The sequence below is a fragment of the Tessaracoccus massiliensis genome (assembly GCF_000826065.2).
Lineage (GTDB): Bacteria > Actinomycetota > Actinomycetes > Propionibacteriales > Propionibacteriaceae > Arachnia > Arachnia massiliensis_A.
The window spans coordinates 51,695-76,510 of sequence record NZ_LN623541.1; the positions used below are offsets into that span (position 1 = coordinate 51,695).

The following is a 24,816-nucleotide window of genomic DNA, read 5'->3' on the forward strand; positions in this document are numbered from 1 at the left end:
CGTGACCATGGCGCGCACCCTGGTACTGATCGCTGGCCCCTCCGGCAGCGGGAAGTCCCGCATCACCACGCAGGCTGCCGACGGTGAGCGCGTCGTCGCGCTCTCCCTCGACGACTTCTACCTCGACCTCGGCCATCCAGGCCTCCCCATGGCCCCCACCGGCATCCCTGATTGGGACGACGTGGCGTGCTGGGACCTGGAGTACGCCGTCGAGACGCTGCGGGTGCTGCTGACCGAGGGCCGCGCCGAGCTACCCGTCTACGACATCTCGCAGTCCCGCCGGGTGGGCACCCGCACGCTGGACATCACCAACGCCGAGGTAGTCCTGGCCGAAGGGATCTTCGCCATCCAGGCCTTCGCCGCCGCGCGGGCGGCGGGGCTCCCGGTGACCGCGCTGTGGCTGGACCGCCGCCGGGCCGCCAACTTCGTGCGCCGCCTCAGCCGCGACCTGAAGGAGCACCGCAAGCCCCCGCTGGTGCTGCTGCGCCGTGGCGTGGCGCTGTACCACGCCGAGCCCGCCCTGCGTCGGCAGGCCCTCGAGGCGGGCTTCACGGGCATGTCGATGAAGAAGGCGCTGGCCTCGGTGCGTCGACGATGACCCCGGTTGCCACCGGCTGATCCGGCTCGGCTACTGTCGAGGTATGACCGCCGTACTAGACCGACCGGCCGCAGCGACGCACCGGCCGAGCACCTTCGCGCTCAAACAGGTCATGGCCGTCACCGGCGTCGTGTTCGTGGCCTTCGTGGTGGTCCACATGATCGGCAACCTCAAGGTCTACGGCGGCCAGGCATCCCTCGACGGCTACGCGACGTGGCTGCGCGAGGTGGGCTATCCCCTCATCCCGCATAAGGGCGTGCTGTGGGCGCTTCGCGTCACCCTCCTGGTCAGTCTCGTCGCGCACGTCTGGGCGGCCGTGACCCTCTGGCTCCGGGGACGTGCCGCGCGTGGACGGCACCGCCGTCGGGCCATGCCGCGGCCCATGGCGTGGGGCGCGCGCACCATGCTGCCCGGCGGCGCGGTGATCCTGATCTTCATCGTGGTGCACCTGCTCGATCTCACGATCGGGGCCATCGTGGCACCTGACTCGTATTCCCACATGGGCCCCGACGGGCTGATCCCCGCCTACGCGAACCTGGTGGCCAGCTTCTCCCGACCCTGGATGGCCGCGTTCTACACCTTCACCATGCTGGTGATCGGCGTGCACGTGTGGCACGGCTGGCGCACGCTGCTGCAGGACTGGGGTGTCACCGGCCGGAGGTTCCGCGCCGCGTGGGCCACCGTCGGGGCGCTTCTCGCGCTGGCGATCGTCCTGGGCAACGCCGCCATCCCGGTGCTCGTGCTGGTGGGGGTGATCGCGTGATCCTCGACGCGCGCACCCCCGCCGGCAACCCCGCCACCGCCTGGGCGCGCCGGGTGGCCGAGTACCGCCTGGTCAGCCCCGCCAACCGGCGGAAGATGACCGTGATCGTGGTGGGCACGGGCCTGGCCGGCGCCGGCGCTGCCGCCGCGCTGGGAGAGCTGGGCTACAACGTCGAATGCTTCACCTTCCATGACGCGCCACGGCGGGCGCACTCGGTCGCGGCGCAGGGCGGCATCAACGCGGCCCGGGCGCGGAAGGTCGACGGCGACTCCCTGGCCCGCTTCGTGACCGACACCATCAAGGGCGGCGACTTCCGCGGCCGCGAGGCCGACGTCGTGCGGCTCGCCTCGGAATCCGTGCGGGTCATCGACCACCTCCAAGCCATCGGGGCACCCTTCGCCCGCGAGTACGGCGGCCAGCTTGCCACCCGTTCGTTCGGCGGCGTGCAGGTCTCGCGCACCTACTACACGCGCGGCCAGACCGGCCAGCAACTGCAGGTGGCCGCCGCGCAGGCGCTGCTGCGGCAGGTCGCCCGCGGCACCTTGAACCTCCACACTCGCACCGAGATGCTGGACCTGGTCGTCGCCGACGGCAGGGCGCAGGGCATCGTCAGCCGCAACCTGGTCACCGGCGAGGTGTCCTTCACGCCCGGCCACGCCGTCGTGCTGGCCACCGGCGGCTACGGCTCGGTGTACTTCCACTCCACGCTGGCGGTCAACTCCAACACCACCGCCACCTGGCGGGCACACCGCCGCGGCGCGCTGTTCGCCAGCCCCTCGTTCGTGCAGTTCCACCCCACCGCACTGCCGGTGAGTTCTGCGTGGCAGTCGAAGACCACGTTGATGAGCGAGTCGCTGCGCAACGACGGCCGCATCTGGGTGCCCGTGCTACCCGGCGACACCCGTCCGCCGGGCGAGATCCCCGAGGCCGAACGCGACTACTACCTCGAGCGCCGCTACCCCGCCTTCGGCAACCTCACCCCCCGCGACATCGCCTCGCGCGCCGCCCGCGACGAGATCGAGGCCGGCCGCGGCGTCGGGCCGTTGAAGAACTCCGTGTACCTCGACTTCCGCGACGCCATCGCGCGGCTGGGTAGGGCCACCATCGAGGAGCGCTACGGCAACCTGTTCGAGATGTACGTCGACGTCACCGGCGAGGACCCGTACACCGAGCCCATGCGGATCGCGCCGGGTGCGCACTTCACCATGGGCGGGCTGTGGAGCGACTATGACCAGATGACGACGATCCCCGGCCTGTTCGTCGGCGGCGAGGCGGGCAACAACTACCACGGCGCCAACCGGCTGGGCGCGAACTCGCTGCTGAGCGCCTGCGTCGACGGCTGGTTCACGCTGCCGCTGAGCGTGCCCAACTACCTGGCGGGCCTCGCCGGCAGCGCCCCCATGGATCTGGACGCGCCGGAGGCGGTCGCCGCCATGCGCGAGGTCAACGCCCGCATCGAACGGCTCAGCACCAACGACGGCACCGTGCGCCCCGTGGAGTTCCACCGCCGGCTGGGCGAGATCCTCTACCGCGGCTGCGGGGTCTCCCGCGCCGAAGCCGGGCTGCGCGAGGCCCTCGGTGCGGTGCGGGGGCTGCGCGAGGAGTTCTGGCGCGACGTGCGCGTTGCGGGGGCGGCGGACCGCCTCAACCAGGAGTTGGAGCGCGCCGGTCGCGTGGCTGATTTCCTAGAGCTGGCCGAGGTGATGGTGCTCGACGCGCTGGACCGCACCGAATCCTGCGGCGCACACTTCCGCGAGGAATACGCCCTGCCCGATGGCGAGGCCGCCCGCGACGACGAGAACTGGTGCAACGTCTCCGCGTGGGAGACCACCGCGGACGGCGACCACATCCGGCACCTGGAGGAACTGAGCTTCGACCTGGTGCCGCTGGCTGTGAGGAATTACCGATGAGGGTTGAGATCGAGGTCTGGCGGCAGGATTCGCCAGAGGCCGAGGGCCGCTTCGAGACGCACGTCGTCGAGGACGCCACGCCCGAGATGAGCCTGCTGGAGCTGCTCGACCGGCTCAACGACCAGCTCGCCGAGGGCGGCGTTGAGCCGATCCAGTTCGAGTCTGACTGCCGCGAGGGTGCCTGTGGGGCGTGCGGCGTCACAGTCAACGACACGCCGCACGGTCCGGTGCCGCAGACCCCGTCGTGCCGCCAGCATCTTCGGGCGTTCGGCAACGTCACGAAGCTGCGAATCGAACCGCTGCGCTCAGCCGCGTTCCCCGTCGTGCGGGACCTGGTGATCGACCGCTCCTCCCTGGACCGGCTGATCCAGGCCGGTGGGCATGTCGACGTCATGACGGGCACCGCTCCGGACGCCGACGACGTGCTCATCGGCCACGACGACGCGGAGCTGGCGCTGGACTTCGCCGCCTGCATCGGCTGCGGCGCCTGCGTCGCGGCCTGCCCCAACGGGGCGGCGCACCTGTTCGCCGGCGCAAAGCTCGCGCACCTGGCGCTGCTCCCCCACGGCAAACAGGAACGCGGCAGGCGAGCCAAGGCCGTCGTCGATCAGCTCGACGGCGAGTTCGGCCCGTGCTCCAGCTATGGGGAGTGCGTCGAGGTCTGCCCGGCGGGGATCCCGCTGACCGCAGTGGCCGCGGTCCACCGCGAAAAGCTTCGCGCCGCTTTCCGCGGCCGCGCTAGTTGACCCCCGCACGCTGGTTGAGCCCACGTCGAAACCTCTCAGCATGTTCGACGCCTCGGCCATGTGCCCATCGCGACGGTGCGGTAGATCCGCTCGCGTATCCCCGGACGCTCGGCGTCGAGGTTCTTCTTCGGCCGAATCTGGGGGCCTAGGCCCTCGGTGCTGGACAGAACGCGTGTCGTCGGCACCAGACCGCTGCGTGTCGCGCTCACCGTCGCCGGCACTGTCGTCGGCATCGCCACGCTGGTGGCGGTGCTCGGCCTGACCACCAGCGCCCAAGGCCAGATCGACGATCGGTTCTCGTTTCTGCGCGCCACCTTGCTCGAGATCCAGCCCAAGGACCCCAGCTTCGGCACTGTCGGCTTCACGCCGGAGGGGTTGGCCCGGATCATCCGAATCGACGGTGTCGACTCCGCCGGGTGGACGTGGCAGGTATCGTCGGAGACCCCACTGTGGGTCAGTCGCACGGTGCCCTCCGATGATTTGGGGAAGCCGCCGACCGGCATTCCCGTCCATGCCGCAACGCAGGGATTCCTGGAGTCCAGCAAGGCCACCATGCAATCGGGGCGAGGGTTTGATGCCTTCTGCGTCGAGCATGAATGTCGAGTCGCCGTACTGGGCAAGGTGGCCGCCGAACGACTGGGCGTGACCATGGCTCACCCAGACGTCACGATCTTCATCAACGGCATCGGCTTCCGGGTGATCGGCATCATCGACGACATGTCCCGAAACACCTCGCTGCTCGGTGCAGTCACCATCCCCAGCACCACCGCCGTGGCCTTGTGGGGGTCGCAGGAGAACGCCTCCTCATGGATGACCGTCGATACGAGGATTGGCGCTGCCGCAGTCGTCGCCGAGCAGGCCCCCTATGCGCTGCGGCCGGAGAACCTGGACGCCTACAACGTCATCACCCCGCCTGATCCACGCCAACTCCAGGCGACGATCGGGGCTGACCTCGGCAGTCTCTTCCTCGTGCTCGCCGGGATCACGCTGCTCGTCGGGGCATTCGGCATCACCAACCTCACGACCGTGTCCGTCATGGAACGCGTCCCCGAGATCGGGCTCCGTCGAGCTCTGGGCGCCACGCCCGGGCACATTGCGGCCCAGTTCGTGGGTGAGTCCAGCCTGCTCGGGCTCATCGGTGGGCTGATCGGTTCACCGCTGGGCATCGCGGTCGTCGTCGCCGTGTGTGTTGTGCGGGAATGGACTGCGCTCCTGCCGCCATCGCTGCTGGCCACTCCTGCGTTCGGCCTCATCATCGGCCTTCTCGCAGGCCTCTACCCAGCGTGGCGGGCGGCCCGCATGGAACCAGTGGCGGCATTGCAGCGTTAGGCATCCCCAGGCTCGAGACCGCCTTCCTGGCCAGCGTTCCCTGAGCCAGCCGCCTACGGCTGGCCGAAGGGGCAGACCACGAGCAAATGGATGGGGTCACGCATTCCATGACATGGTTACTCGGCGTGTCGCGCCCGTGACCCCATCCATTTGCTCGTGAAGACGTCCAAGCCGGGGGAATGGATGTCGGCCGCCCGACCCAGGCGCCTGCGCCACGTCTGTTTCCTGAGCCAGCCGCCTGCGGCTGGTCGAAGGGCCCGTCGACGACGTCCCTCGATACACCGCACGGACCATGCTGTCTCCGGTACAACCCGGCACCCGTGCGGCACTCGGGACTCGTGGCCCTTCGACCTGCCCGGCTCCTTCGTCGCGGGGGCAGGCTCAGGGCACGAGCAACTGGCTCAGGGAACGGGGTCGGCGATGGGGGCCCACGCGGGGCCGGTCTCGCCCAGCTTCTCGTCGAGCTTCGCGAACAGCGGCGTGGGCTTGCTCAACGGCGCGCCGGGGACGATCGGGCGCGGCTCCCACACCGCCTGCTGGGCCGCGTAGTCGCCCTGGAGCGTGGGGTAGGTCAGGTCGCCGTCGGTGACCTCGACGATCTCGGGCTGCGCCGCCCAGACCCCTTCGTTGCCCAGCGCCTCGAAGATCTTCTGCGCCGCATGCGGCAGGTACGGGGTGAGCAGCGTGTTGCAGTCGGAGACCACCTGCAACACCACGTGCAGGATGGTGTCGCGGCGAGCCGGGTCCTCCTTCAGCTTCCACGGCTCCATGTCCGACATGTACTTGTTCGCCAAACCGACGATCCGCATCGCCTCGGTGATGCCAGCCTTGAAGCGGCGCGCCGCGATGTGCTCGCCGACGGTGTCGAACGCAGCCCTAGACGCGTCCAGCAGCGCCACGTCGTCGTCGGTCAACTCCCCCTTCTCCGGGATGGCGCCGACGTTCTTGTGGGCCATGGAGATGGAGCGGTTGACGAGGTTGCCCCACTCGTTGGCCAGCTCGAAGTTGATGCGGCGCACGAATTCCTCCCAGGTGAAGTCCGTGTCCTGGTTCTCCGGGCCTGCCACGGCGATGTAGTAGCGCAGGGCGTCGGGGCCAAACTCCTTGAGGAAGTCGCCCACGAAGATCGAGGCGCCGCGCGAGCTGGAGACCTTCGAGCCCTTCATGGTCATGAACTCGGAGCTGACCACCTCGGTGGGGAGGTTGAGGTCGCCCAGCGACTCGCGGACGGTGCCACCCTCGGTGCCCTGACCGTTGGCGCCCAGCAGGATGCCGGGCCAGATCACGGAATGGAAGACGATGTTGTCCTTGCCCATGAAGTAGTAGCTGCGGGCCGCGTCGTCGTTCCACCACTTGCGCCACGCGTCCGGATCCCCGGAGCGCTTGGCCCATTCGATGGAGGCCGAGAGGTAGCCGATGACCGCGTCGAACCACACGTAGATGCGCTTCATGGGGGCGTCGCGCCAGCCGTCGAGCGGGACGGGCACGCCCCAGTCGAGGTCACGGGTGATGGCGCGCTCGCGGATCTCCTTGAGCAGATTGTGCGAGAACTTCAGCACGTTGGGGCGCCAGTCCTCGCGGCTGTCGATCCACTCTGTGAGCGCCGGCGCGAGTTTGGGCAGGTCGAGGAAGAAGTGCTCGGTCTCGACGAAGTTGGGCGTCTCGCCGTTGACCTTGGACTTAGGATTGATCAGGTCTGCCGGGTCGAGTTGGTTGCCGCAGTTGTCGCACTGGTCGCCGCGGGCGTTGTCGTAGCCGCACAGCGGGCACGTGCCCTCGATGAAGCGGTCCGGCAGCGTGCGGCCCGTTGACGGGGAGATGGCACCCATCTGAGTCTTGGCCACGATGTAGCCGTTCTCGTACAGGGCCGTGAACATCTCCTGGACCACGTGATAGTGGTTGGGCGTGGTGGTGCGGGTGTAGAGGTCGTAGCTGAGGCCCAGGCCCTGCAGATCTGAGACGATCTGGGCGTGGTACTTGTCCGCCGTCTGCCTGGCGGTGAGCCCTTCGGAGTCGGCCTTCACCTGGATGGCGGTGCCGTGTTCGTCAGAGCCGGAGACCATGAGCACGTCGTGGCCGGCCATGCGCATGTAGCGGGAGAACACATCGGAGGGAACCCCGAAGCCCGAGACATGACCGATGTGGCGGGGGCCGTTGGCGTAGGGCCAGGCGACGGCAGCAAGAACGTGACTCATGCGCGCCATCCTATCGCTGCCCGCCCCACCATCCGCTGAGCCGACGACGCCGCAGACGCCAGCATCGAAAGTGAGCGAATCCCGCGCCCATTCCCACCTTGTCGCTCACTCAGGCGACCCTTCCCGCTCACCACGGACCCAAACCTTCACCCCTCCTGCTCACTTCGCTTTATCCTACGAGTCGTCGTAAAATGACCCGTGTGACGTTGAACGCAGCCGGAACAGCATTGGTAAACAACCCCACCGAGTGGGACGGATTCACCGAAGGAAGCTGGTGTGAGCGCATCGATGTGCGCGATTTCGTCCAGCGCAACTACACCCCCTATGACGGCGACGCGGCCTTCCTGGCCGGCCCCACGCAGAAAACCACCGACACGTGGCAGCGCCTCGAGGACAACTACCTCTCCGTCGAGCGCCGCAACCGCGTGTTCGCCGTCGACACCGAGACCCCCGCGGACATCGACGCCTTCCCGGCGGGCTACATCTGGAAGGGCGACGACGTGATCGTCGGCCTGCAGACCGATGTGCCGCTGAAGCGCGCCATGATGCCCTACGGCGGCTGGCGCATGGTGGAGACCGCGCTGCGCGAGGCGGGCGCCAAGCCCGACGAGCAGGTCAAGGAGATCTTCACCAAGTACCGCAAGACCCACAACGACGCGGTCTTCGACATCTACACCCCCCGCATCCGCGCGGCCCGCTCGTCGCACATCATCACCGGCCTGCCTGATGCGTACGGCCGCGGCCGCATCATCGGCGACTACCGCCGCGTCGCCCTCTACGGTGTGGACGCCCTCATCGAGGAGAAGAAGCAGGCCAAGGACGCCGTCGCCGACCAGGGCTTCTCCGAGCACTGGGCGCGCTACCGCGAAGAGCACTCCGAGCAGATCAAGGCGCTGCAGAAGCTGAAGAAGCTCGGCGAGATCTACGGCTTCGACATCTCCCGCCCCGCGCGCACCGCCAAGGAAGCCGTGCAGTGGACCTACTTCGGCTACCTGGCCTCGATCAAGAGCCAGGACGGCGCCGCCATGTCGATCGGTCGCCTCTCCGCGTTCCTCGACGTGTACTTCGAGCGCGATCTGGCCGCCGGCACCATCACGGAGACCGACGCCCAGGAGATGATCGACGCGCTGGTGATCAAGCTGCGCATCGTGCGGTTCCTGCGCACCATCGACTACGACCAGATCTTCTCCGGCGACCCGTACTGGGCCACCTGGTCCGACGCGGGCCTCGGCGAGGACGGCCGCTCGATGGTCACCAAGACCTCGTTCCGCCTGCTGCAGACGCTGCGCAACCTGGGCCCCGCCCCCGAGCCCAACATCACGATCTTCTGGGACCCGGCGCTGCCGGAGGGCTACAAGGAGTTCTGCGCCGCGATCTCCATCGAAACCAGCTCCCTGCAGTACGAGGCCGACAACCGCATCCGCGACTACTGGGGCGACGACGCGGCCATCGCGTGCTGCGTGTCCCCCATGCGCGTGGGCAAGCAGATGCAGTTCTTCGGCGCCCGCATGAACGCCGCCAAGGGCCTGCTCTACGCCATCAACGGTGGCCGCGATGAGGTGAGCGGCAAGCTGATCGTCGAGGGCCACGAGCCCGTGCAGGGCGACGGTCCGCTCGACTTCGACGACGTGTGGCACCGCTACGAGCAGATGCTCGACTGGGTGGTGGCCACCTACGTCGAGGCGCTCAACATCATCCACTACTGCCACGACAAGTACGCCTACGAGTCGATCGAGATGGCGCTGCACGATTCCGAGATCCTGCGCACGCTGGGCTGCGGCATCGCCGGCCTGTCGATCGTCGCGGATTCGCTGTCGGCCATCCGCTACGCCAAGGTCACGCCCGTGCGCGACGAGAGCGGCCTGATCGTCGACTACATCACGGAGGGCGAGTTCCCCCGCTATGGAAACGACGACGACCGGGCCGATGAGATCGCCGCCGTCGTGGTGCACACCATCATGCAGAAGATCCGCGCGCAGGAAATATACCGCGACGCGATGCCCACCCAGTCGGTGCTCACGATCACCTCGAACGTGGTCTACGGGCGCAACACCGGAGCCTTCCCGTCGGGCCACAAGGCGGGCACACCGTTCGCCCCGGGCGCGAACCCGGAGAACGGCGCGGATTCCCATGGCATGCTGGCTTCCATGCTGTCGGTGGGCAAGCTCGACTACCACGATGCCCTCGACGGCATCTCCCTGACCAACACCATCACCCCGTCGGGCCTCGGCCGCGACAAGGACGAGCAGGTGGGCAACCTCGTCGGCCTGCTCGACGCCGGCTTCGTGCCCGAGAACTAAGGAGAGACAACACCATGACAGTCAAGACTTTCGATGAGCGCCTCGCCTCGATGAAGGCCTCCCGTGAGGAGCGCGCACACGAGCAGGGCCTGTTCCACGCGAACATCAACGTCCTCAACCGCGAGACCCTCGAGGACGCGATGGAGAACCCGGACAACTACCCGAACCTCACCGTCCGCGTCTCCGGCTACGCCGTCAACTTCGTCAAGCTCACCAAGGACCAGCAGCGCGACGTCCTGTCGCGCACCTTCCACGGCAACGCGTGACGCACACTGAGCTCCCTCTGGCTGACGTCCCGCGGCTGCGCGCGACGTCGGGCACTGCCGGCATCGCGTCGGCCGGGGAGATGACGCACTCCGAGCACATCGCCGCGGTCCACCTCGGCTCCGTGCACTCATGGGAGCTCGTCACCGCTGTCGACGGGCCCGGCACGCGGCTGACGGTATTCCTGGCCGGTTGCCCGCTGCGGTGCCTGTACTGCCACAACCCGGACACGTACTTCACCAACAAGGGCGAGCCCGTCCTCCTCGAGGACCTCATCAAGAAGGTCAAGCGCTACCGGGGCGTGTTCCGCGCCACCGGCGGCGGGCTGACGCTCTCCGGTGGCGAGCCGCTGTTCCAGCCCGTGTTCGCCGGGCGGCTCCTGCGGGCCGCCAAGGAGATGGGCGTGCACACCGCGCTCGACACCTCGGGGTTCCTGGGCCGCAACGCGTCCGACGAGTTGCTCGACGACGTCGACCTGGTGCTGCTCGACATCAAATCAGGCGATCCGGACACCTACACGCGCACCACCGGCCGGGAGCTGCAGCCCACGCTCGACTTCTCCCGCCGGCTCGCCGAGCGGGGCAACCGGATGTGGATCCGCTTCGTGCTGGTGCCGGGCCTGACCGACGACGAGTCCAACGTCGGGAAGGTCGCCGCGCACGTCGCGACGCTGGGTGACGCCGTCGAGCGCGTCGAGGTACTGCCGTTCCACCAGATGGGCCGCGACAAGTGGGAGTCGTTGGGCCTCAACTACGAGCTCAAGGACACCGACCCTCCGTCGAAGGAACTCATCGCGCGGGTGATGGGCCAGTTCGAGGCCCACGGACTGCCCACCTTCCGCGGCTGATCAGCCGAAGATCTCATACTCCACGCCGAGCAGGTCATAGGTGCGACTGGCCCGCCTGTCACGGGTGAGAAGGACACATCCCCGGGCGCCGGGCTTGCTGTCCACCCCCGTGAGCAATTGGATGGGGTCACCGCGCAAACTCGCCCGTTTTCCCGGCGTGTCGCACCGTGACCCCATCCAATTGCTCACGGTGGGGGCGCCTAGGCTGGGCACATGAGGTGGATCGGTATGGCTGCGGCGGCGATTCTGCTGACCGGCTGCGCCGTAGCGTCCGACGAGGCGCCGCTCGCGCACCACCCCCACGATCCCGAACCCGAGGTCAGGGGCGTGCGGCCCGAGGATCAGGACCCACCCCACGAGGAGAGGCCCGCCGTCACCTACGTCAATGAGAGGCCGCGCTGCGCCGAGGGCCAGACGTTCGCGGTGAACTTCATCGGCTACGACGCGGCGCTGGGCAGCAGATACCACTGGGCGCGCGTGCGCAACTGCACCGACCAGGAGCAACTGTTGCCGGATCCAGTGCTGCACGGCCGCGACCTCGGCAACATCTGGGGCGAACTGAGCTCTGAGCCCCGCGAGTACCAATCTGTCACCCTGCAGCCGGACGAGAGCATCGAGTTGGAGTTGCACTGGCTCAGCAACGGCACCTGCGAGCGCGGCATCCAAGCCCTGCGGGTGCAACTGGGCCAGCAGTGGTTCGACTCACCGGAGAACTGCCTCCAACTCTGGGGCAGCTTCGCCCCCGAGCACGATGCGGACATCACCTGGAACTGGGGAAGGACCACATGACCGCACCGTCACCCTGCCCCTGCGGCACAGGAAAAGTCTACCCCGCCTGCTGCGGGCGGTTCCACGACGGTCGCCCGGCGCCCACCGCGGTGGCGCTCATGCGCTCGCGCTATGCGGCGTTCGCACTGGGCCTGGAGGATTACCTGCTGGAAACGTGGTATCCGGCGACGCGTCCGCCGTCGCTCGATCTCGACGACGACACCGAGTGGACCGGGCTCACCATCGAGCACACCGAGGCCGGCAAGGCGTGGGACGACGCGGGCATCGTGCAGTTCGCCGCCACGTGGCGCTCTCCCGACGGCGAGGCGACGTTGCGGGAACGGAGTCGCTTCGCGATGGTTGAGGGGCGCTGGTACTACGTCGACGGTGTGCTCGGCTGAGCCCTACCCTCCTGTGCCACCCTCAGGTCGCGATGCGCCACCCTCAAGACGGACCGTGATCACCACGTCCCCCATGAGTCGGTTGCTCAGCTTCAGGCCCGCGGGAGGCATGGGTGTGTACGCGACGAACTCGCGGGCGTCCTCGTCGAAGTATCCGCCGTGGAACTCCAGGCCCATCTCCTCCATCTCCGCACTGACGGCCTGGCTCAGCGGGGGGATCATGTCCTGGCTGTAGTAGGTGGGCTCCCACACGATCGCCCGGGCGGACTCCCCCGCCGAAGTGTTGACCAGATCGACGAACTCCTGAGCCCGCGGGTGTGTCTCCAGGTACGCGATCCCCATCCGCCCGTCAGCGAGCAACTCGGCAGTCGCGAAGACGCCGGGCACCGCGCCCTGCGCGCCGAGCAGCACCTCGGAGACACGTTCTCCGTCGGGCGTCAGCACCCCGGGCGACAGCGGCCGCGGCCGCCAACCCCACCGCCCAGCTCCAGCGGGGTCGGTGTGCGCGGGCGAGCACGTCGTCGTGGATCCGTTCCCGCGCGGCCGGCCAATCTTCGTGCACCCGGCCGGGATCGGTGGGGGCGAGCTTGTCGAAGTGATGCGTCATGTCGCGCTCCTCATGTGGTGGGGCGAATCCTCGCCCAGCGCTTCGGACAGTTTCTGGGCGCGCGGTGCAATTTCATCCGCAGTGCGCCGTGCCCGCAGCCCAGCGCGCGGGCAGCGTCCTCGCCGGAGAGTCCGTCCCACGCAGTGAGGAACAGCGCTTCGCGTTCGTCCTCGCTCAAAATGTCGAGGGCTTCGAGCAGCACCTCGCGGCGTTCAACGGCGACCTCGGTGGGTTCAGCGGCCAATGCAGTAATGCGGGCGAGCCGCTCGGCGAGACTCTGCGCCTTCGCGTGGGCGCGGTAGCGGCTGTAGATGGTGTGCCGGGCAGTGACGATGAGCCAACCGACGGCAGGCTCGGGCACGTCGTCAAGCCGCCGCCATGCGGCGAGGAAAGTGTCGGCCACGGCGTCCTCCGCCTGTGAGGGCGCCAGGTGCCGAAGGCAATAGGTCATGATGCGGTCCACGTTGGACCGGTACAGCCGGTCGAATCGTGCGCGTCGTTCCATACCTCTTAGTGTCGGCTACGGGCCCGAATGTCACAGCGCGATTCGAGGTGGCGCGCAGCCGGGAGGTATATTGCTCGACGGCGCGCCCGTCGCACGCCCGCAGTTCCCCGGCCCGGCGCCCTCCGCGCGGGCCTCATCGCAGGAGATCCATGAGCCAGACCAGCGCGCCCGCATCCACAGTGCCCGAAGCCGGAGAGCGCAGCACCTCCACGCTTGCCGCCCTCCGGAGCCCGCGCCGGCTCAAGACGGAGGTGCTGGCCGGGCTGGTCGTCGCGCTGGCGCTGATCCCGGAGGCGATCTCGTTCTCCATCATCGCCGGCGTCGACCCCAGGATGGGCCTGTTCTCCAGCTTCATCATGGCCGTGACCATCGCGTTCGTCGGCGGCCGGCCCGCCATGATCACCGCCGCGACCGGCGCCGTCGCCCTCGTGATCGCCCCCGTCGTCCGCGACCACGGAACCGACTACTTCATCGCGACAGTGCTGCTCGCAGGCCTCCTGCAGATCCTGCTGGCGGTCATCGGGGTGGCCCGCCTCATGCGGTTCATCCCCCGCATGGTGATGGTGGGCTTCGTCAACGCGCTGGCCATCCTGATCTTCATCGCCCAGATCCCCCACCTCATCAACGTGCCGTGGCTGGTCTACCCCCTCGTCGCGCTGGGCATCGCGATCATGGTGTTCTTCCCCAAACTCACCACCATGGTGCCCGCGCCGCTGGTGGCGATCCTGCTGATCACCGGCCTCGTCGTGGCATCCGGTTGGCAGTTGCCGGACGTGGCAGGGCAGGGCGAGCTGCCCACCTCGCTGCCGGAGTTGTTCATCCCCCAGGTGCCGCTGACGTTCGAGACCCTGCGGATCATCGCCCCCTACGCGCTGGCGATGGCGCTGGTGGGGCTGATGGAGTCGTTGATGACCGCCAAGCTCGTCGACGACATCACGGATACCCACTCCAACAAGACCCGCGAGGGCTGGGGCCAGGGCGTGGCCAACCTCGCGTCCGGCCTCTTCGGCGGCATGGGCGGCTGCGCCATGATCGGCCAGACCATGATCAACGTCAAGGTCTCCGGCGCCCGCACCCGCATCTCCACCTTCCTGGCCGGCGTGTTCCTGCTGATCCTCGTGGTGGGCTTCGGCCCCGCCGTCGGCCGCATCCCCATGGCCGCGCTGGTCGCGGTGATGATCATGGTCTCGGTGGCCACGTTCGACTGGCACAGCGTCAAGCCCTCCACCCTCAAGCGCATGCCGCTCAGCGAGAACATCGTGATGCTCACCACTGTGCTGGTCACCGTGCTCACCAGCAACCTGGCCATCGGCGTGCTGGTGGGCGTCAACGTGGCGATCATCGTCTTCGCCCGCCGTGTCGCCCGCTTCGCCAGGGTCGAGCGGCTCGACGACACTGGGCGCGGCGCCGTCTACAAGGTGCACGGCGAACTGTTCTTCGCCACCAGCAACGATCTGGTCTACCAGTTCGACTACGCCGGTGACCCCGAGCACGTGACCATCGACCTGAGCGAGTCACACGTCTGGGACGCCTCCACCGTCGCCACGCTTGACGCGGTGGAGGCCAAGTACGAGCGCTACGGCAAGAGCGTGGAGATCACCGGCCTCAACCCCTCGTCGGCCACGCGCCACCGTCGACTCAGCGGCCAGCTGGGCGCCGAGGGCTGAGGTTGCTGAGATTCACCGTGACTTTTCGAGGGGATGGGCCGTATATACGACGATCGGCGCGTTTTCTCACGGTGAATTCCGGCGCTACCCATCGGTGACCTGGGCGAAGCGCATCAACCATCCCTCTGGGGTCTGCTGCCACAGTGAGAAGCGCAGCCTCTCGAGCTTGTCGCCCTGACGCCAGCGCACACCCGCGACCCCGTCGGCGTAGGTGTCGACGGCGAGGATCTCGAAGCGCTGCGACGTGGGGAGCCAGGCACCGTACGCCTTGTCGATGACCCGCCCGTCGAGGGCGTGGGCGACGAAGTCGGGGTGCAGCAGTGCGCCCAGCGCTCGGGCGTCCTCGCGGACCTCGTCGGCGAGGAGTTCCTTGGTCAGCTGCAGCAGCTTGGCCTTGACCCGCGGCGACGCGGTGCCCGGCGTCGGCTCGCTGGTTGAGCCGCGCACCGCGACGAAGTCGCCGGCGCGTGTCGAAACCCCCTCACCATCTGCCTCGAACGAGAACAGATCCGGCTCCGGATCCGTCGAGCCGACGGCGAACTCCTGCGCCCGCGCCTTGGGCGCGGCGGAGGGGAACCCCGGCCCCGGGTCGAACGCGACGCCCTGCTGGAACGCGGTGGCCGCGGCGCGGGCCCGCTGGTCGGCTGCCTCGTTCATGGCGTGCCCTGCGTGGCCCTTGACCCACTCGAAGTGCAGGTTGCGACCTTTCATCGCCGCGTCCAGTTCCTTCATGAGCTCGACGTTGAGCACCGGCTTGCCGTCGCCCTTCTTCCAGCCCTTGCGCTTCCAGCCGGGCAGCCACTTGGTCAGCGAGTTGATGACGTACTGGGAGTCGCAGAGGATGCGCAACGGCTCGTCGACGTGCGCGGTTGACTGCAGCAGATCGAGCACGGCCATGAGCTCGCCCATGTTATTGGTACCGTGCGGCCAACCGCCGGAGGCCCAGGCGTCGTCGCTGATGTACCAGGCCCAGCCCGCGGGGCCGGGGTTGGAGAGGGAGGAACCGTCAGCAGCAGCAACAATCACGGCAGACAGGCTACCGGCCCTGTCAGAACATCAGCGCCGCGACGCAGGCGAACAGCAGCATGCCGATGTTGCAGTGCAGGAACGTCGGCGCGACGGTGTCGCGCACGTGCTCGTGTCGTCCGTCGGCCGCGAGACCCGAGGTGACACCCAGCGAGATGGTGGACGCCGGCGACCCTGCGTCGCCGAGCGCGGCAGCGGCGCCGAGCAGGCAGACCACCGCCAGCGGGCCGAATCCCAGCTCCAGCGCCAGGGGGATGTAGATGGGCGCCAGGATCGGGACGCTGGCGAAGGAATCACCGAAACCGATGGTGATGAACAATCCGACCAGCAGCATCAGGAAGGCGCCCAGCGCCCGGTTGTCCCCGATGAGCGCTGCAGATGCCTGGATCAGCGGTTCAATCTGACCCGTGGCGGTGAGCACGCCGGCGAAGCCGGAGGCGACGGTGATGATGATCGCGATCTGCGCCATCATCAGCAGCCCCTTGACGAACACGTCGTCCTGATCGTTCCACCGGAAGATGCCTGCCGCGGTGAGCAGCAGGAAGCCGATCATGGCACCGATGAGGAGCGAATCGAAGGCGATCTGGAAGTACAGCGCTGCGGCCAACGCAAGTAGCGTCATCATGAGGGGGAACGGCCGCAGTCGGGGCGACTCAGCCTCATCCTGGGCAGTAACCGCGCTTCCGGGCACCGGCTCGTCGTAATCGCGCGGCCGTCGGTAACTGACGAACACCGCGAAGATCATGCCCGCCACGAGACCCATCACCGGCCAGAACATGGCTAGCGGAGCCATGTCCGCCGTGGCCGTGAGGCCATAGTCCTGTCCCACTTCGTTGACGTTGGCCAACAGGATCTCGTTGAGGTAGATCGCACCGAAGCCGGTGGGCAGCAGAAGATAACTGGCGCTCATCGAACAGGCCAGGATCACGGCGATGGCGCGGCGGTCGACGCGCAGCCGGTTGAAGACGCCCAGCAGCGGGGGAATCAGGATCGGGATGAACGCGATGTGCACCGGCACCAGGTTCTGCGACAGCAGGGAGGCCACCACGAGCAGCCCGAACAGGCCCCATTTCACGCCGCGTCCGGTCTTCGCCTCGTCCGTGCCGACCTTCCGGGATACCCACCGGGCGAACAATTCGAGGAGCCCGCTTCGTGCCAGCGCCACGGCGAGGGCGCCGACCATCACGTAGGTGAGCCCAACCTGCGCTCCCGTCAGCAGGTTCGCGTTGAAGGCCTCCATCGCGCCGTCGATGCCGAGCCCTGCCTGCAGGCCGCCCAGCAGCGCCGAAGCCAACAGCGCGATCATCACCGGAACCTTGACCAGGCACAGCGCGATCATCACCACGATGGCCAACACCACGGCGTTGACCGGGTTGCCGGTCAGCTGCATCACGAGGTAGACCGCGGCCAGCGCCGCTAGGGTCACAGCGGCGGGAACGGGCAGGATCTCTCGCCATCCGAGGCGCTCGGGGGCAGCGGTGGTGGCAGTCAAGATGGACCTCCTGGTAACAAGCAGCCCCCGGAGGTTATCGATCCCTGGCGCCCCGTTGATGCACGCGCCGAATGGCGGATGGTGTGCGCCAGGGCCGGTTCACAATGCAGGCGGGAAGAGGTAGGCGTAGGTGTGGTGCTCGACGAAGCCCTCCTTGGCGTACAGCGAGCGGGCGATGGTGTTGTCCTCCCCCACCTGCAGCGCGACGAACCGCGACTCGACGGCATCCACGAGCGCCCGTGTCATGGCTCGACCCCAGCCAGCGCCGCGCAGCTCAGGGGTCACCTCCACAGAGGAGATGACGGCCCACTGCCCCCACACGGCCACCCGCCCGACGGCGACGCCAGGGATCTGGGCGTACGTGGCTGGCGAACTCGTGAGCTCCTCCACCAGGCCAGGCTCCCTGCGACCCCCGCGCCAGATGGAGAGCCAGGTGTCGTCCGGCTCCGGCGAGGTGGCCACCTCCACGTGGTCGTAGGGCAGGTCATCGGAGCGGGCCACCATCACGACGGTGGGGCCCGTCAGCCGGTAACCGGCGGCCTTCGCCGAGGCGATGACGGGGTCGCCCAGCACCACCTGCAGGATCGACGGTTGGCCGCGCCAGTCGTCGGCCAACGCGACGGCCTCCTCCCACGGCATGCCGGGGTCGCCGCCGACGAGGATGGAGTTGGCGCGGCTGGTGAATCCCCGGCCGTCGCGCAGCACCCAGCCGCCCAGCCGGGCGCGACGCAGCCCCGGCCAGGTGCGGTCCAGCATCCGCTGCAGAGCATCCGGAGGGGAGGCGGGCAGCACGGTGCGCTCCGGCACCCGCTTGATGCCGCGCACCATGGCCCTTTTGAGCCAGACCACCGGCTTATCCTCGGGCTGGACGACGAGGCGATCAGCATCAGCGGCGACCAGGTGCCCCACCACGTCCGAGGCCCGGCCGTCGGCATCAATGCTCTGCAGCGTGATGCGCGGCGCGTCGGCCGGAACCTCGATGATCATCGCGCAAGGCTAGCCGTTGATGTCGTGCAGGTGATGGATGAGTTCGTGGGCGAGGTAGAGGCCCAGCGACTGTGCGGTGAACTCGGTGCCGTCGCCGCGGCGGCCCACCCAGCCCCACTGCTCGCCTTCCGGTTCGGCCCAATCCTTGGCTGCCGCCTCGGCCCGTTCGCGGATCAGCACCGCTGTGGCGTGCCCGTTGGCCAGCCAGTACTCCTTCTCGACGGCGGCCGCGTCCTGGTCCCAGTCGTCGAACGCGGCGGGCTCGCCCTCGCCGTCGAGGATCGTTTCCAACCGCTGCCCCATGAGCTCGATCACGTCGGCGACATGCATCCCGTACTCGATGGGCGACCACACGTCGGGCCACTGCCGCTTCTCGGCCGCCTTCTTCTCGACGGCGACCTCGTAGCGCTCGGCTGAGCCGAGGATCAGTTCGGGCAGGTCCGCCTGCTCCACCGTCGCCGGGTCGAAACCGCATTCCGGGCACTGGCGCTGGGTGACCCAGGCCCAGTCCTTGGCATCGGCGACGGGGGCTTCGGGGGCGGCTGGCTCGGTCATGGGAAGAATGTATCGCAGGTCAGCTGAGCAGTCCGTGGCGACGAGCCGCGGCGACGGCGGCGGTGCGCGAATCGGCGTCGAGCTTCGCGAACGCATGGACCAGGTGGGTCTTGACGGTGCCCTCGGAGATGAACAACTGCTTGGCGATGTCGCGGTTGGTCAACCCTTCCGCCACCAGGCGCAGCACGTCCAACTCGCGGGCGCTCAGCGTAGGCACGCCCTTGCTCATCCGCTCGACGACGCGACCCTCCAGGTCGCTGGAGAGCACCAGCCGGCCGGCGACCGCGTCGGCGATCCCCCGCACGATGTCCTCGGGCTGCGCGTCCTTGAGCAGGTAGCCCGCCGCACCGGCGAGCACCGCGCGCGCGATGTCGGAATCGTTGTCGTAGGTGGTCAGGATCAGCACCGACGGCGGGTTGGGCCGGCGACGCACCGCCTCGGTCACGCCCACCCCGTCGAGGCCCTCCCCCAGCCGCAGGTCGCAGAGCACCACATCGGGCGCGAGCGCAGGTCGCAGAGCACCACATCGGGCGCGAGGTCCTCCACCAACCGCAGGGCCTCCTCGCCGGTGGCGGCGGCACCCACCACCTCGATGCTCGCCTCCCCGCCCAACAGGGCCGCGACCCCGGAGCGCACCACGGGATGATCGTCAACCAACAACACCCTGATCATGCCTGTTCCCCCTCAGCCCGCAGCAGCGGCAGCCACGCGGAGATCGCGGTGCCGCCCCCAGGTTCTGATTCGACGGTGAGCCCACCGCCCAACGCGACGAGCCGCTCGCGCAGCGCGCGCAGGCCGTAGCCGCCGCTCAGCGACAGTTTCACCCGCACGTCGGGATCGAACCCCACGCCGTCGTCGACCACGTCCAGGTGCACGCCGTCGGCCGCCCGCGCCAACTCCACCCCGATCCGCGAGGCCTGCGAATGCTGCCGCACGTTGGCCAGGGCGTTCTGCGCGGCCCGCAGCAGGGCGACCTCGGTGGTGGTGGCCAGGCTCGGCAGTTCGGGATCGACGGTGAGCTGCCACTCGGCGCCGAGGGCTTCGGCCACCTCGCGGGTCAGGCGACTCAGCGGCGCAGCCAGGCCGCCCGCGCCCGCCTCCTCAGGAGCGAGCGCGTAGACGACCCGGCGCGACTCCGCCAGGTTCTCCGCAGCGGAGGCCTCGATCTGGGCGATGAGCCCGCGCGTCTCGTCGTCGTCGGCGGTGCGGCCCGCGGCGCGGGCCAGCAGCACGATGGATGAGAAGCCCTGCGCGAGGGTGTCGTGGATGTCGTGCGCCAGGCGCGTACGTTCGGCCAGTTGGCCGGCCTCTCGTTGCAGGCGGGCGGTCTCGTCGTGGGCCTGCAGCACCTCCTCGAGCAGCCGGCGGTGCTCGGATGCTTCATGCTCGAACTTGAGGATGCCGCGAGACATCCCCAGCGCGATCAGCGCCCCCACCGTCGGCCCCAGCACCGAGCCGACGGTCCCTCCCCCGTTCATGGCGAGGACGGTCACGATCATCGCGAGCGTCACGGCCGTCAGCAGCAGCGCGGTGAGCAGCGGCAGCAGCGCCGCCGCCAGCAGCCACAGGGGGAACGCGACCCACAGATAGGTGGGGGCCAGCCACATCAGCCACGTGGACAGCGCGAAGAGGATGCCGACCCAGACGGTGCGGCCCACCATCCCCAGCCGGTCGACGATCTGCAGCCCGCTGAAGAAGATCACCAGCAGGCCGATGATGATGGGCCACGCCGGCCAGACGAACCAGATGGACTCCGGCATCAGGGAGGCGATCAGGATCATGCCGACGAACAGGATCGCCTGCCCGGCGCGCAGCCACCACGCAGCGGACCAGACCGGCGCTGGAGCGACGCCGGCCTGGTCGGATCTGGTGGAGGGGCTCACGCCCCCACGGTAGCGGCCGAGGCGCCGACGGTGGCGTCGGCCTTCATCGCCCTGCGCAGGATGATGAAGAAGTAGACGAAGGTGCCGGAGATCAGCATGTGGCCCAGGCCCGCGAACCCGGGCCACATCGCCGAGGTCGCGATGGGCGCTTCAAGTACCTGGAGCGTGCCCTTGACCACCATGGCGCCGAAGGTGAAGGCCATGCCGATGTTGTACAGCAGGGCGAACAGTTTGCCGGATTTCTCGGCCAGCGGGAACACCTTGGCCAACGCCAGCGCGGCCAGGAAGACGAGCGCGCCCAGGGCGAGGGCGTGGGTGTGGGCGGTCGACAACATGGTTTCGCCGGTGAACTCGTTGAGCTTGGTGAACTCGCGCCAGTACAGGCCGGAGAGCAGGCCGAGACCTGTCCAGGCGGCGGCGGAGAAGAAGAGTCGGTTCAGCATGACTCCATGGTGGCCGCATCCCCGACGGCGTTCACCCGCGGATCGTCCATCCTTCGGTGGATGTTGCCGCAAAAGCGGGCTCGATGACCTCGCGGATCATCGACTCGCGCTGGTCATGCGGCAGGAACGCGGCCCTCATGGCATTGAGCGTGGTGCGGCGCACGTCGTCGAGGTCCCAGCCGAAGGTCTCCACCAGCTTGAGGTATTCCCGCGACATCGTGGTGTCGCTCATCAACCGGTTGTCGCAGTTGACCGTCACGTTGAACTGCAGGTCCTTCAGCAGTTCGATGGGATGGTCCTTCATCTCGCTGGCGATACCGGTCTGGAGGTTCGACGACGGCGCCACCTCCAGGGGGATCTGCGCGTCGCGCACGTAGGCGGCGAGGCGCCCGAACCGCACCCGGTCCTCCTCGATCTGCAGGTCTTCGGCGATACGGACGCCGTGGCCGAGCCGGTCGGCGCCACACACCTGCACGGCCTCCCAGATCGACGGCGGGCCGAACGCCTCCCCGGCGTGGATGGTGAAGAACATGTTGTTGTGCTTGAGCAGTTGGAACGCCTCCTCGAAGCGCGACGGCGGGAAGCCGTCCTCCGCGCCCGCGATGTCGAACCCGCACACCGAGTCGTCGCGGTACTCGATGGCGAGCTTGGCGATCTCCACGGTGGGGTCGTCGTGCCGCAGGGAGGTGAGGATCTGGCGGGCCACGATGCGGTGCCCCGCAGCGGCCGCGGCGCGCATGCCCCTTGCCAGCCCGTCGCGCACGGCCTCCACCGCCTGCGCAAGGGTGAGGCCCTGTTGCTGGTGCTGCGCGGGGGCCCACCGCGCCTCGGCGTAGACGACGCCGTCGGCCGCCTGATCGACGACGAACTCGTGCGCCACCCGGGCCAACTGCTCGGACGTCTGCATAGCGGCGACGGTGTGCTCGAACGTCTCCAGGTAGCGCACCAGAGAGCCGGAATCGGCCGCTTCGAAGAACCAGCGACGCAGTTCCTCCGGATCGGTGCTGGGGAGTTCGTGGCCGTTGGAGGCGCAGTGCTCGATGACGGTCTCGGGCCGCAGCCCACCGTCGAGATGGTCGTGGAGGGCCACCTTGGGCAGCGCGCGCAGGTCGTCGAGGCTCAACATGGGCAGAAGGCTACCCGTCGACAGGCACGCCTGCAGTTGGGCTGGCGGCAATGGATGTGACAAGCTGTTTCAATGGCTCTCATCACCAGGCGCACACTTCTTTCGGGCTCCGCTGTGGGCGGATTCGTCCTCCTCGCAGGCTGCACCGACGACGCGGAGACTCCGCAGAGTCAGAGCCCCACAGGACAGGCCGACGAGCAGCCGACGTCCGCGCAGGCCTCTGCCTCGCCCGAAGCGGAGCCGACGCCGGAGGGCGTGGCCACCGCGGCGCCGGCCGAGCACACCGTCGTCGGGCTCGACGCCGCGGGCGCGATCGCGCTCAGCCAAGCGCTGTTCGAGACGGCCGCGGTCGCGGTGGTGGTCCAGGCGCCGGCAGAGGCGCCCGCCTCCCCGGCGGCCAGCACACCCCCAGCCAGCCCGTCCTCCACCCCCGCGACGGCCGACCCGGCAGTGGCCGGTGTTGGTCCAGGCGCCGGCAGAGGCGCCCGCCTCCCCGGCGGCCAGCACACCCCCAGCCAGCCCGTCCTCCACCCCCGCGACGGCCGACCCGGCAGTGGCCGCAGAGGTGGCCAAGGCGCTCGGCGTGCCGCTGTTCCAGGCCGACCCCGCCCTGGTCGAGGAGTTGGACAGGCTGCAGACCACCACCGTGATCGCCTACCCGGCCGCGGGCCTCGAGGTGGGCGACCGCGAGGTCGTCGCCGGGCCCGCCACGGTTGCGGAATTGCCCGAGTTCCCGGGCCTGCCCCGCACCCCGGAGGCCTCGACCGTCCCGGTGTTCACCGACACGGCCACCCTCCCCCCATACATCGACGCGACGCTCGCCGCCGCCGGCATCACCCCCGTACTGACCGTCTCGGGCCACCCCGGCGAGACCGGTGACAGCACCGCCAAGGCCAAGGGATCCGACGGGGCCGTCCTCGCCGTCGGCGCCGCGTTCGGCGACAACGCCAAGCTGGCCTCCCGCGTGGAGGTCACCCGCACGGTTGCGGAACTGCCCGGCGGCGGCGTCACGCCGTTCCCCGGCCGCCGCATGATCGCCCTCTACGGCCACCCAGGCGCCCCTGTGTTGGGCATGATGGGCGAGCAGCCCCCGGCGGAGGCCGCCGAGCGGGTCAAGGCCCTGGTGGCCGATTATCAGAAGCACCTGCCCGACGAAACCGTCATCGGCGCGTTCGAGATCATCACCACCATCGCGTCGTCGTCGGCGGGCTCGGACGGCAACTACTCCATCCTGTCGTCCTTCGAGCGGGTGTTGCCGTTCATCGAGGCAGCGGAGGCCAACGACCTCTACGTCGTGCTCGACCTCCAGCCCGGCCGCAGCACCTTCCTCGAGCAGGCCGTGCGCTACGAGGAACTCCTCAAACGCCCCTGGGTAGGCCTCGCGCTCGACCCTGAGTGGAGGCTGCTGCGCCCCGAGTCGCGGCACATGAAGCAGATCGGCCAGGCGGGCATCGACGAGATCAACGAGGTGGGCAACTGGCTCGCAGATCTCGTCCGCGACAACAACCTGCCGCCGAAGGTGCTGACGCTGCACCAGTTCCAGCCCCGGATGATCCTGGAGCGCGAACGCCTCGACACCAGCCGCGACGAGATCCAGTACATGGTCCACGTCGACGGCCTGGGCGGCCAGCCCGCCAAGCAGGGCACCTGGAACGCCATCAAGAAAGACCTTCCGGCAGGCGTCTATCTGGGCTGGAAGAACTTCGAAGACGAGGACCTGCCGATGCTGACGCCGCAGCAGACCGTCGAGCAGGTCGACCCCATCCCGGACTTCGTGTCGTACCAGTAGTGGGGCGAAGGACCCCCGTAGTTGCTTGGTCCCTGAGCGTCGCGCCCAGCGCGGCGACGCTTGTGCTGAGTCGCTGCTCCCTGAGCCTGGATCCACCGTTGGTGGTCTTGGAGGCTGGTTGTGGCCAGGGGTGGGTGTTCGTGTGGGGTCAGGGCGTGGGGTATCTGCCGGTCTGCCCGGCTTTTCTACTGGGTTCCTTTGGTTGGGCCCTGCGGGGGCTGGGTGGTCAGAGAGTGCCGCGTAGTGGTGGGCTGGTGGCTGTCCAGAGTTGGTCGAGGGCGGTTTTCCAGGCCCATCGGGTCGGTAAATGAAGCCGCAGGCGTCTGGCGGATCGGGTGACCCGGGCGGGGATGGTGATCAGGTGTCGGGTCAGGCTGGGCCATCGGGTGGTGGGACGCTGGGCTGCGTGGGCTGCGGCGCGGGAGATGTTGAACGCGATGACTGCGTAGCCGACCCATGCGGTGTTAGCGAAGTACTTCCCGGAGGGAAGATGCTTCAGTGCCATGGTTTTCACCTCGGCGATGACTTGCTCCACGATCGCGTGGTCACGGTGACGTTGGTCGGCCTCGATCATGGGTAGGTCACTGTTGGTGATGAACCCGTGGTAGCGCCAGT

Annotated in this window: 24 protein-coding genes and 1 pseudogene; 12 read left to right on the plus strand and 13 right to left on the minus strand. The window is 68.5% G+C overall.

The features are described 5' to 3' along the window. Positions 1–7 precede the first annotated feature (7 nt). From BN1186_RS04435 to BN1186_RS04455, 5 genes are all read left to right on the plus strand, one after another. Positions 8–598, plus strand: a complete 591-nt coding sequence (locus BN1186_RS04435; RefSeq protein WP_040282938.1) for a uridine kinase family protein — start codon at positions 8–10, stop codon at positions 596–598. Positions 599–710: 112 nt separating this feature from the next. Then, complete coding sequence (locus tag BN1186_RS04440; protein ID WP_040282939.1) at positions 711–1,361, plus strand: succinate dehydrogenase cytochrome b subunit; 651 nt, start codon at positions 711–713, stop codon at positions 1,359–1,361. Continuing rightward, positions 1,271–3,271 (plus strand): fumarate reductase/succinate dehydrogenase flavoprotein subunit, encoded by a 2,001-nt coding sequence (locus BN1186_RS04445; RefSeq protein WP_082031112.1) that lies wholly within the window; start codon positions 1,271–1,273, stop codon positions 3,269–3,271. Before BN1186_RS04440 ends, BN1186_RS04445 begins: the two co-directional genes overlap by 91 nt. After that, positions 3,268–4,017 carry a succinate dehydrogenase/fumarate reductase iron-sulfur subunit gene (locus BN1186_RS04450; RefSeq protein ID WP_040282892.1) on the plus strand — a complete coding sequence of 250 codons (750 nt, stop codon included), beginning with the start codon at positions 3,268–3,270 and terminating at the stop codon, positions 4,015–4,017. The genes BN1186_RS04445 and BN1186_RS04450 overlap by 4 nt, the downstream gene beginning before the upstream one ends. Before the next feature lie 156 nt (positions 4,018–4,173). Then, the gene (locus tag BN1186_RS04455) at positions 4,174–5,346 is read left to right on the plus strand and encodes an ABC transporter permease (RefSeq protein WP_040282894.1); all 1,173 of its coding nucleotides are present in this window, start codon (positions 4,174–4,176) and stop codon (positions 5,344–5,346) included. Between the two features lie 401 nt (positions 5,347–5,747). Here BN1186_RS04455 and metG read toward each other — a convergent pair whose 3' ends face one another. Further along, complete coding sequence (gene metG, locus BN1186_RS04460) at positions 5,748–7,541, minus strand: methionine--tRNA ligase (RefSeq protein ID WP_040282896.1); 1,794 nt, start codon at positions 7,539–7,541, stop codon at positions 5,748–5,750. A gap of 200 nt (positions 7,542–7,741) precedes the next feature. On the opposite strand from metG, the gene BN1186_RS04465 reads away from it, so the two are divergent. From BN1186_RS04465 to BN1186_RS04485, 5 genes are all read left to right on the plus strand, one after another. Next, positions 7,742–9,841 (plus strand): pyruvate formate lyase family protein, encoded by a 2,100-nt coding sequence (locus tag BN1186_RS04465; protein ID WP_281278437.1) that lies wholly within the window; start codon positions 7,742–7,744, stop codon positions 9,839–9,841. 14 nt (positions 9,842–9,855) lie between these two features. Then, complete coding sequence (gene grcA2 / locus BN1186_RS16220; RefSeq protein WP_040282900.1) at positions 9,856–10,107, plus strand: autonomous glycyl radical cofactor GrcA2; 252 nt, start codon at positions 9,856–9,858, stop codon at positions 10,105–10,107. Continuing rightward, the gene (gene pflA / locus BN1186_RS04475; RefSeq protein ID WP_040282901.1) at positions 10,104–10,952 is read left to right on the plus strand and encodes a pyruvate formate-lyase-activating protein; all 849 of its coding nucleotides are present in this window, start codon (positions 10,104–10,106) and stop codon (positions 10,950–10,952) included. Before grcA2 ends, pflA begins: the two co-directional genes overlap by 4 nt. 213 nt (positions 10,953–11,165) lie before the next feature. Next, positions 11,166–11,741: a hypothetical protein gene (locus tag BN1186_RS04480; RefSeq protein WP_040282905.1), complete on the plus strand. Its 576-nt coding sequence runs from the start codon at positions 11,166–11,168 to the stop codon at positions 11,739–11,741. Beyond that, positions 11,738–12,121 carry a YchJ family protein gene (locus BN1186_RS04485; RefSeq protein ID WP_040282906.1) on the plus strand — a complete coding sequence of 128 codons (384 nt, stop codon included), beginning with the start codon at positions 11,738–11,740 and terminating at the stop codon, positions 12,119–12,121. Before BN1186_RS04480 ends, BN1186_RS04485 begins: the two co-directional genes overlap by 4 nt. A 3-nt stretch (positions 12,122–12,124) precedes the next feature. Here the strand turns inward: BN1186_RS04485 and BN1186_RS04490 are convergent, their stop codons facing one another. Then, positions 12,125–12,565 carry a hypothetical protein gene (locus BN1186_RS04490; protein ID WP_040282908.1) on the minus strand — a complete coding sequence of 147 codons (441 nt, stop codon included), beginning with the start codon at positions 12,563–12,565 and terminating at the stop codon, positions 12,125–12,127. A 173-nt stretch (positions 12,566–12,738) separates the two neighbouring features. Next, positions 12,739–13,233: an RNA polymerase sigma factor gene (locus BN1186_RS04495; RefSeq protein ID WP_052459788.1), complete on the minus strand. Its 495-nt coding sequence runs from the start codon at positions 13,231–13,233 to the stop codon at positions 12,739–12,741. 149 nt (positions 13,234–13,382) lie between these two features. Here BN1186_RS04495 and BN1186_RS04500 point away from each other — a divergent pair, with 149 nt between their 5' ends. Beyond that, positions 13,383–14,900, plus strand: a complete 1,518-nt coding sequence (locus tag BN1186_RS04500; RefSeq protein ID WP_052459789.1) for a SulP family inorganic anion transporter — start codon at positions 13,383–13,385, stop codon at positions 14,898–14,900. An 84-nt stretch (positions 14,901–14,984) separates the two neighbouring features. Here the strand turns inward: BN1186_RS04500 and BN1186_RS04505 are convergent, their stop codons facing one another. The 9 genes from BN1186_RS04505 to BN1186_RS04540 form a co-directional block, all read right to left on the minus strand. Beyond that, positions 14,985–15,926: a ribonuclease HI family protein gene (locus BN1186_RS04505; RefSeq protein WP_040282909.1), complete on the minus strand. Its 942-nt coding sequence runs from the start codon at positions 15,924–15,926 to the stop codon at positions 14,985–14,987. 22 nt (positions 15,927–15,948) lie between these two features. Next, a complete protein-coding gene (locus tag BN1186_RS04510) occupies positions 15,949–17,418 on the minus strand; it encodes a Na+/H+ antiporter NhaC family protein (protein ID WP_218975401.1) in 1,470 nt (489 codons plus the stop codon). Positions 17,419–17,517: 99 nt separating this feature from the next. After that, positions 17,518–18,405, minus strand: coding sequence for a GNAT family N-acetyltransferase (locus BN1186_RS04515; RefSeq protein ID WP_040282911.1), 888 nt, complete (start codon positions 18,403–18,405; stop codon positions 17,518–17,520). Positions 18,406–18,414: 9 nt separating this feature from the next. Further along, a complete protein-coding gene (locus tag BN1186_RS04520) occupies positions 18,415–18,960 on the minus strand; it encodes a DinB family protein (RefSeq protein WP_040282913.1) in 546 nt (181 codons plus the stop codon). A 19-nt stretch (positions 18,961–18,979) separates the two neighbouring features. Then, positions 18,980–19,453 (minus strand): LuxR C-terminal-related transcriptional regulator, encoded by a 474-nt coding sequence (locus BN1186_RS04525; protein WP_246043238.1) that lies wholly within the window; start codon positions 19,451–19,453, stop codon positions 18,980–18,982. Beyond that, on the minus strand, positions 19,402–19,632 hold the full coding sequence (locus tag BN1186_RS15945; protein ID WP_246043239.1) for a response regulator transcription factor: 231 nt from the start codon (positions 19,630–19,632) through the stop codon (positions 19,402–19,404). Before BN1186_RS15945 ends, BN1186_RS04525 begins: the two co-directional genes overlap by 52 nt. Beyond that, complete coding sequence (locus BN1186_RS04530; RefSeq protein WP_052459790.1) at positions 19,629–20,843, minus strand: sensor histidine kinase; 1,215 nt, start codon at positions 20,841–20,843, stop codon at positions 19,629–19,631. The genes BN1186_RS15945 and BN1186_RS04530 overlap by 4 nt, the downstream gene beginning before the upstream one ends. Beyond that, a complete protein-coding gene (locus tag BN1186_RS04535) occupies positions 20,840–21,286 on the minus strand; it encodes a DUF2871 family protein (protein ID WP_052459791.1) in 447 nt (148 codons plus the stop codon). The genes BN1186_RS04530 and BN1186_RS04535 overlap by 4 nt, the downstream gene beginning before the upstream one ends. Positions 21,287–21,317: 31 nt before the next feature. Next, positions 21,318–22,412, minus strand: a complete 1,095-nt coding sequence (locus BN1186_RS04540; protein WP_040282914.1) for an adenosine deaminase — start codon at positions 22,410–22,412, stop codon at positions 21,318–21,320. Between the two features lie 457 nt (positions 22,413–22,869). Between BN1186_RS04540 and BN1186_RS04545 the strand changes: the two genes are divergently transcribed. Beyond that, positions 22,870–24,201, plus strand: a complete 1,332-nt coding sequence (locus tag BN1186_RS04545; RefSeq protein WP_139650841.1) for a hypothetical protein — start codon at positions 22,870–22,872, stop codon at positions 24,199–24,201. Between the two features lie 226 nt (positions 24,202–24,427). On the opposite strand, the pseudogene BN1186_RS04550 reads toward BN1186_RS04545, so the two are convergent. Beyond that, positions 24,428–24,816 (minus strand): annotated as a pseudogene (locus tag BN1186_RS04550) (IS1380 family transposase); the annotation flags it as partial.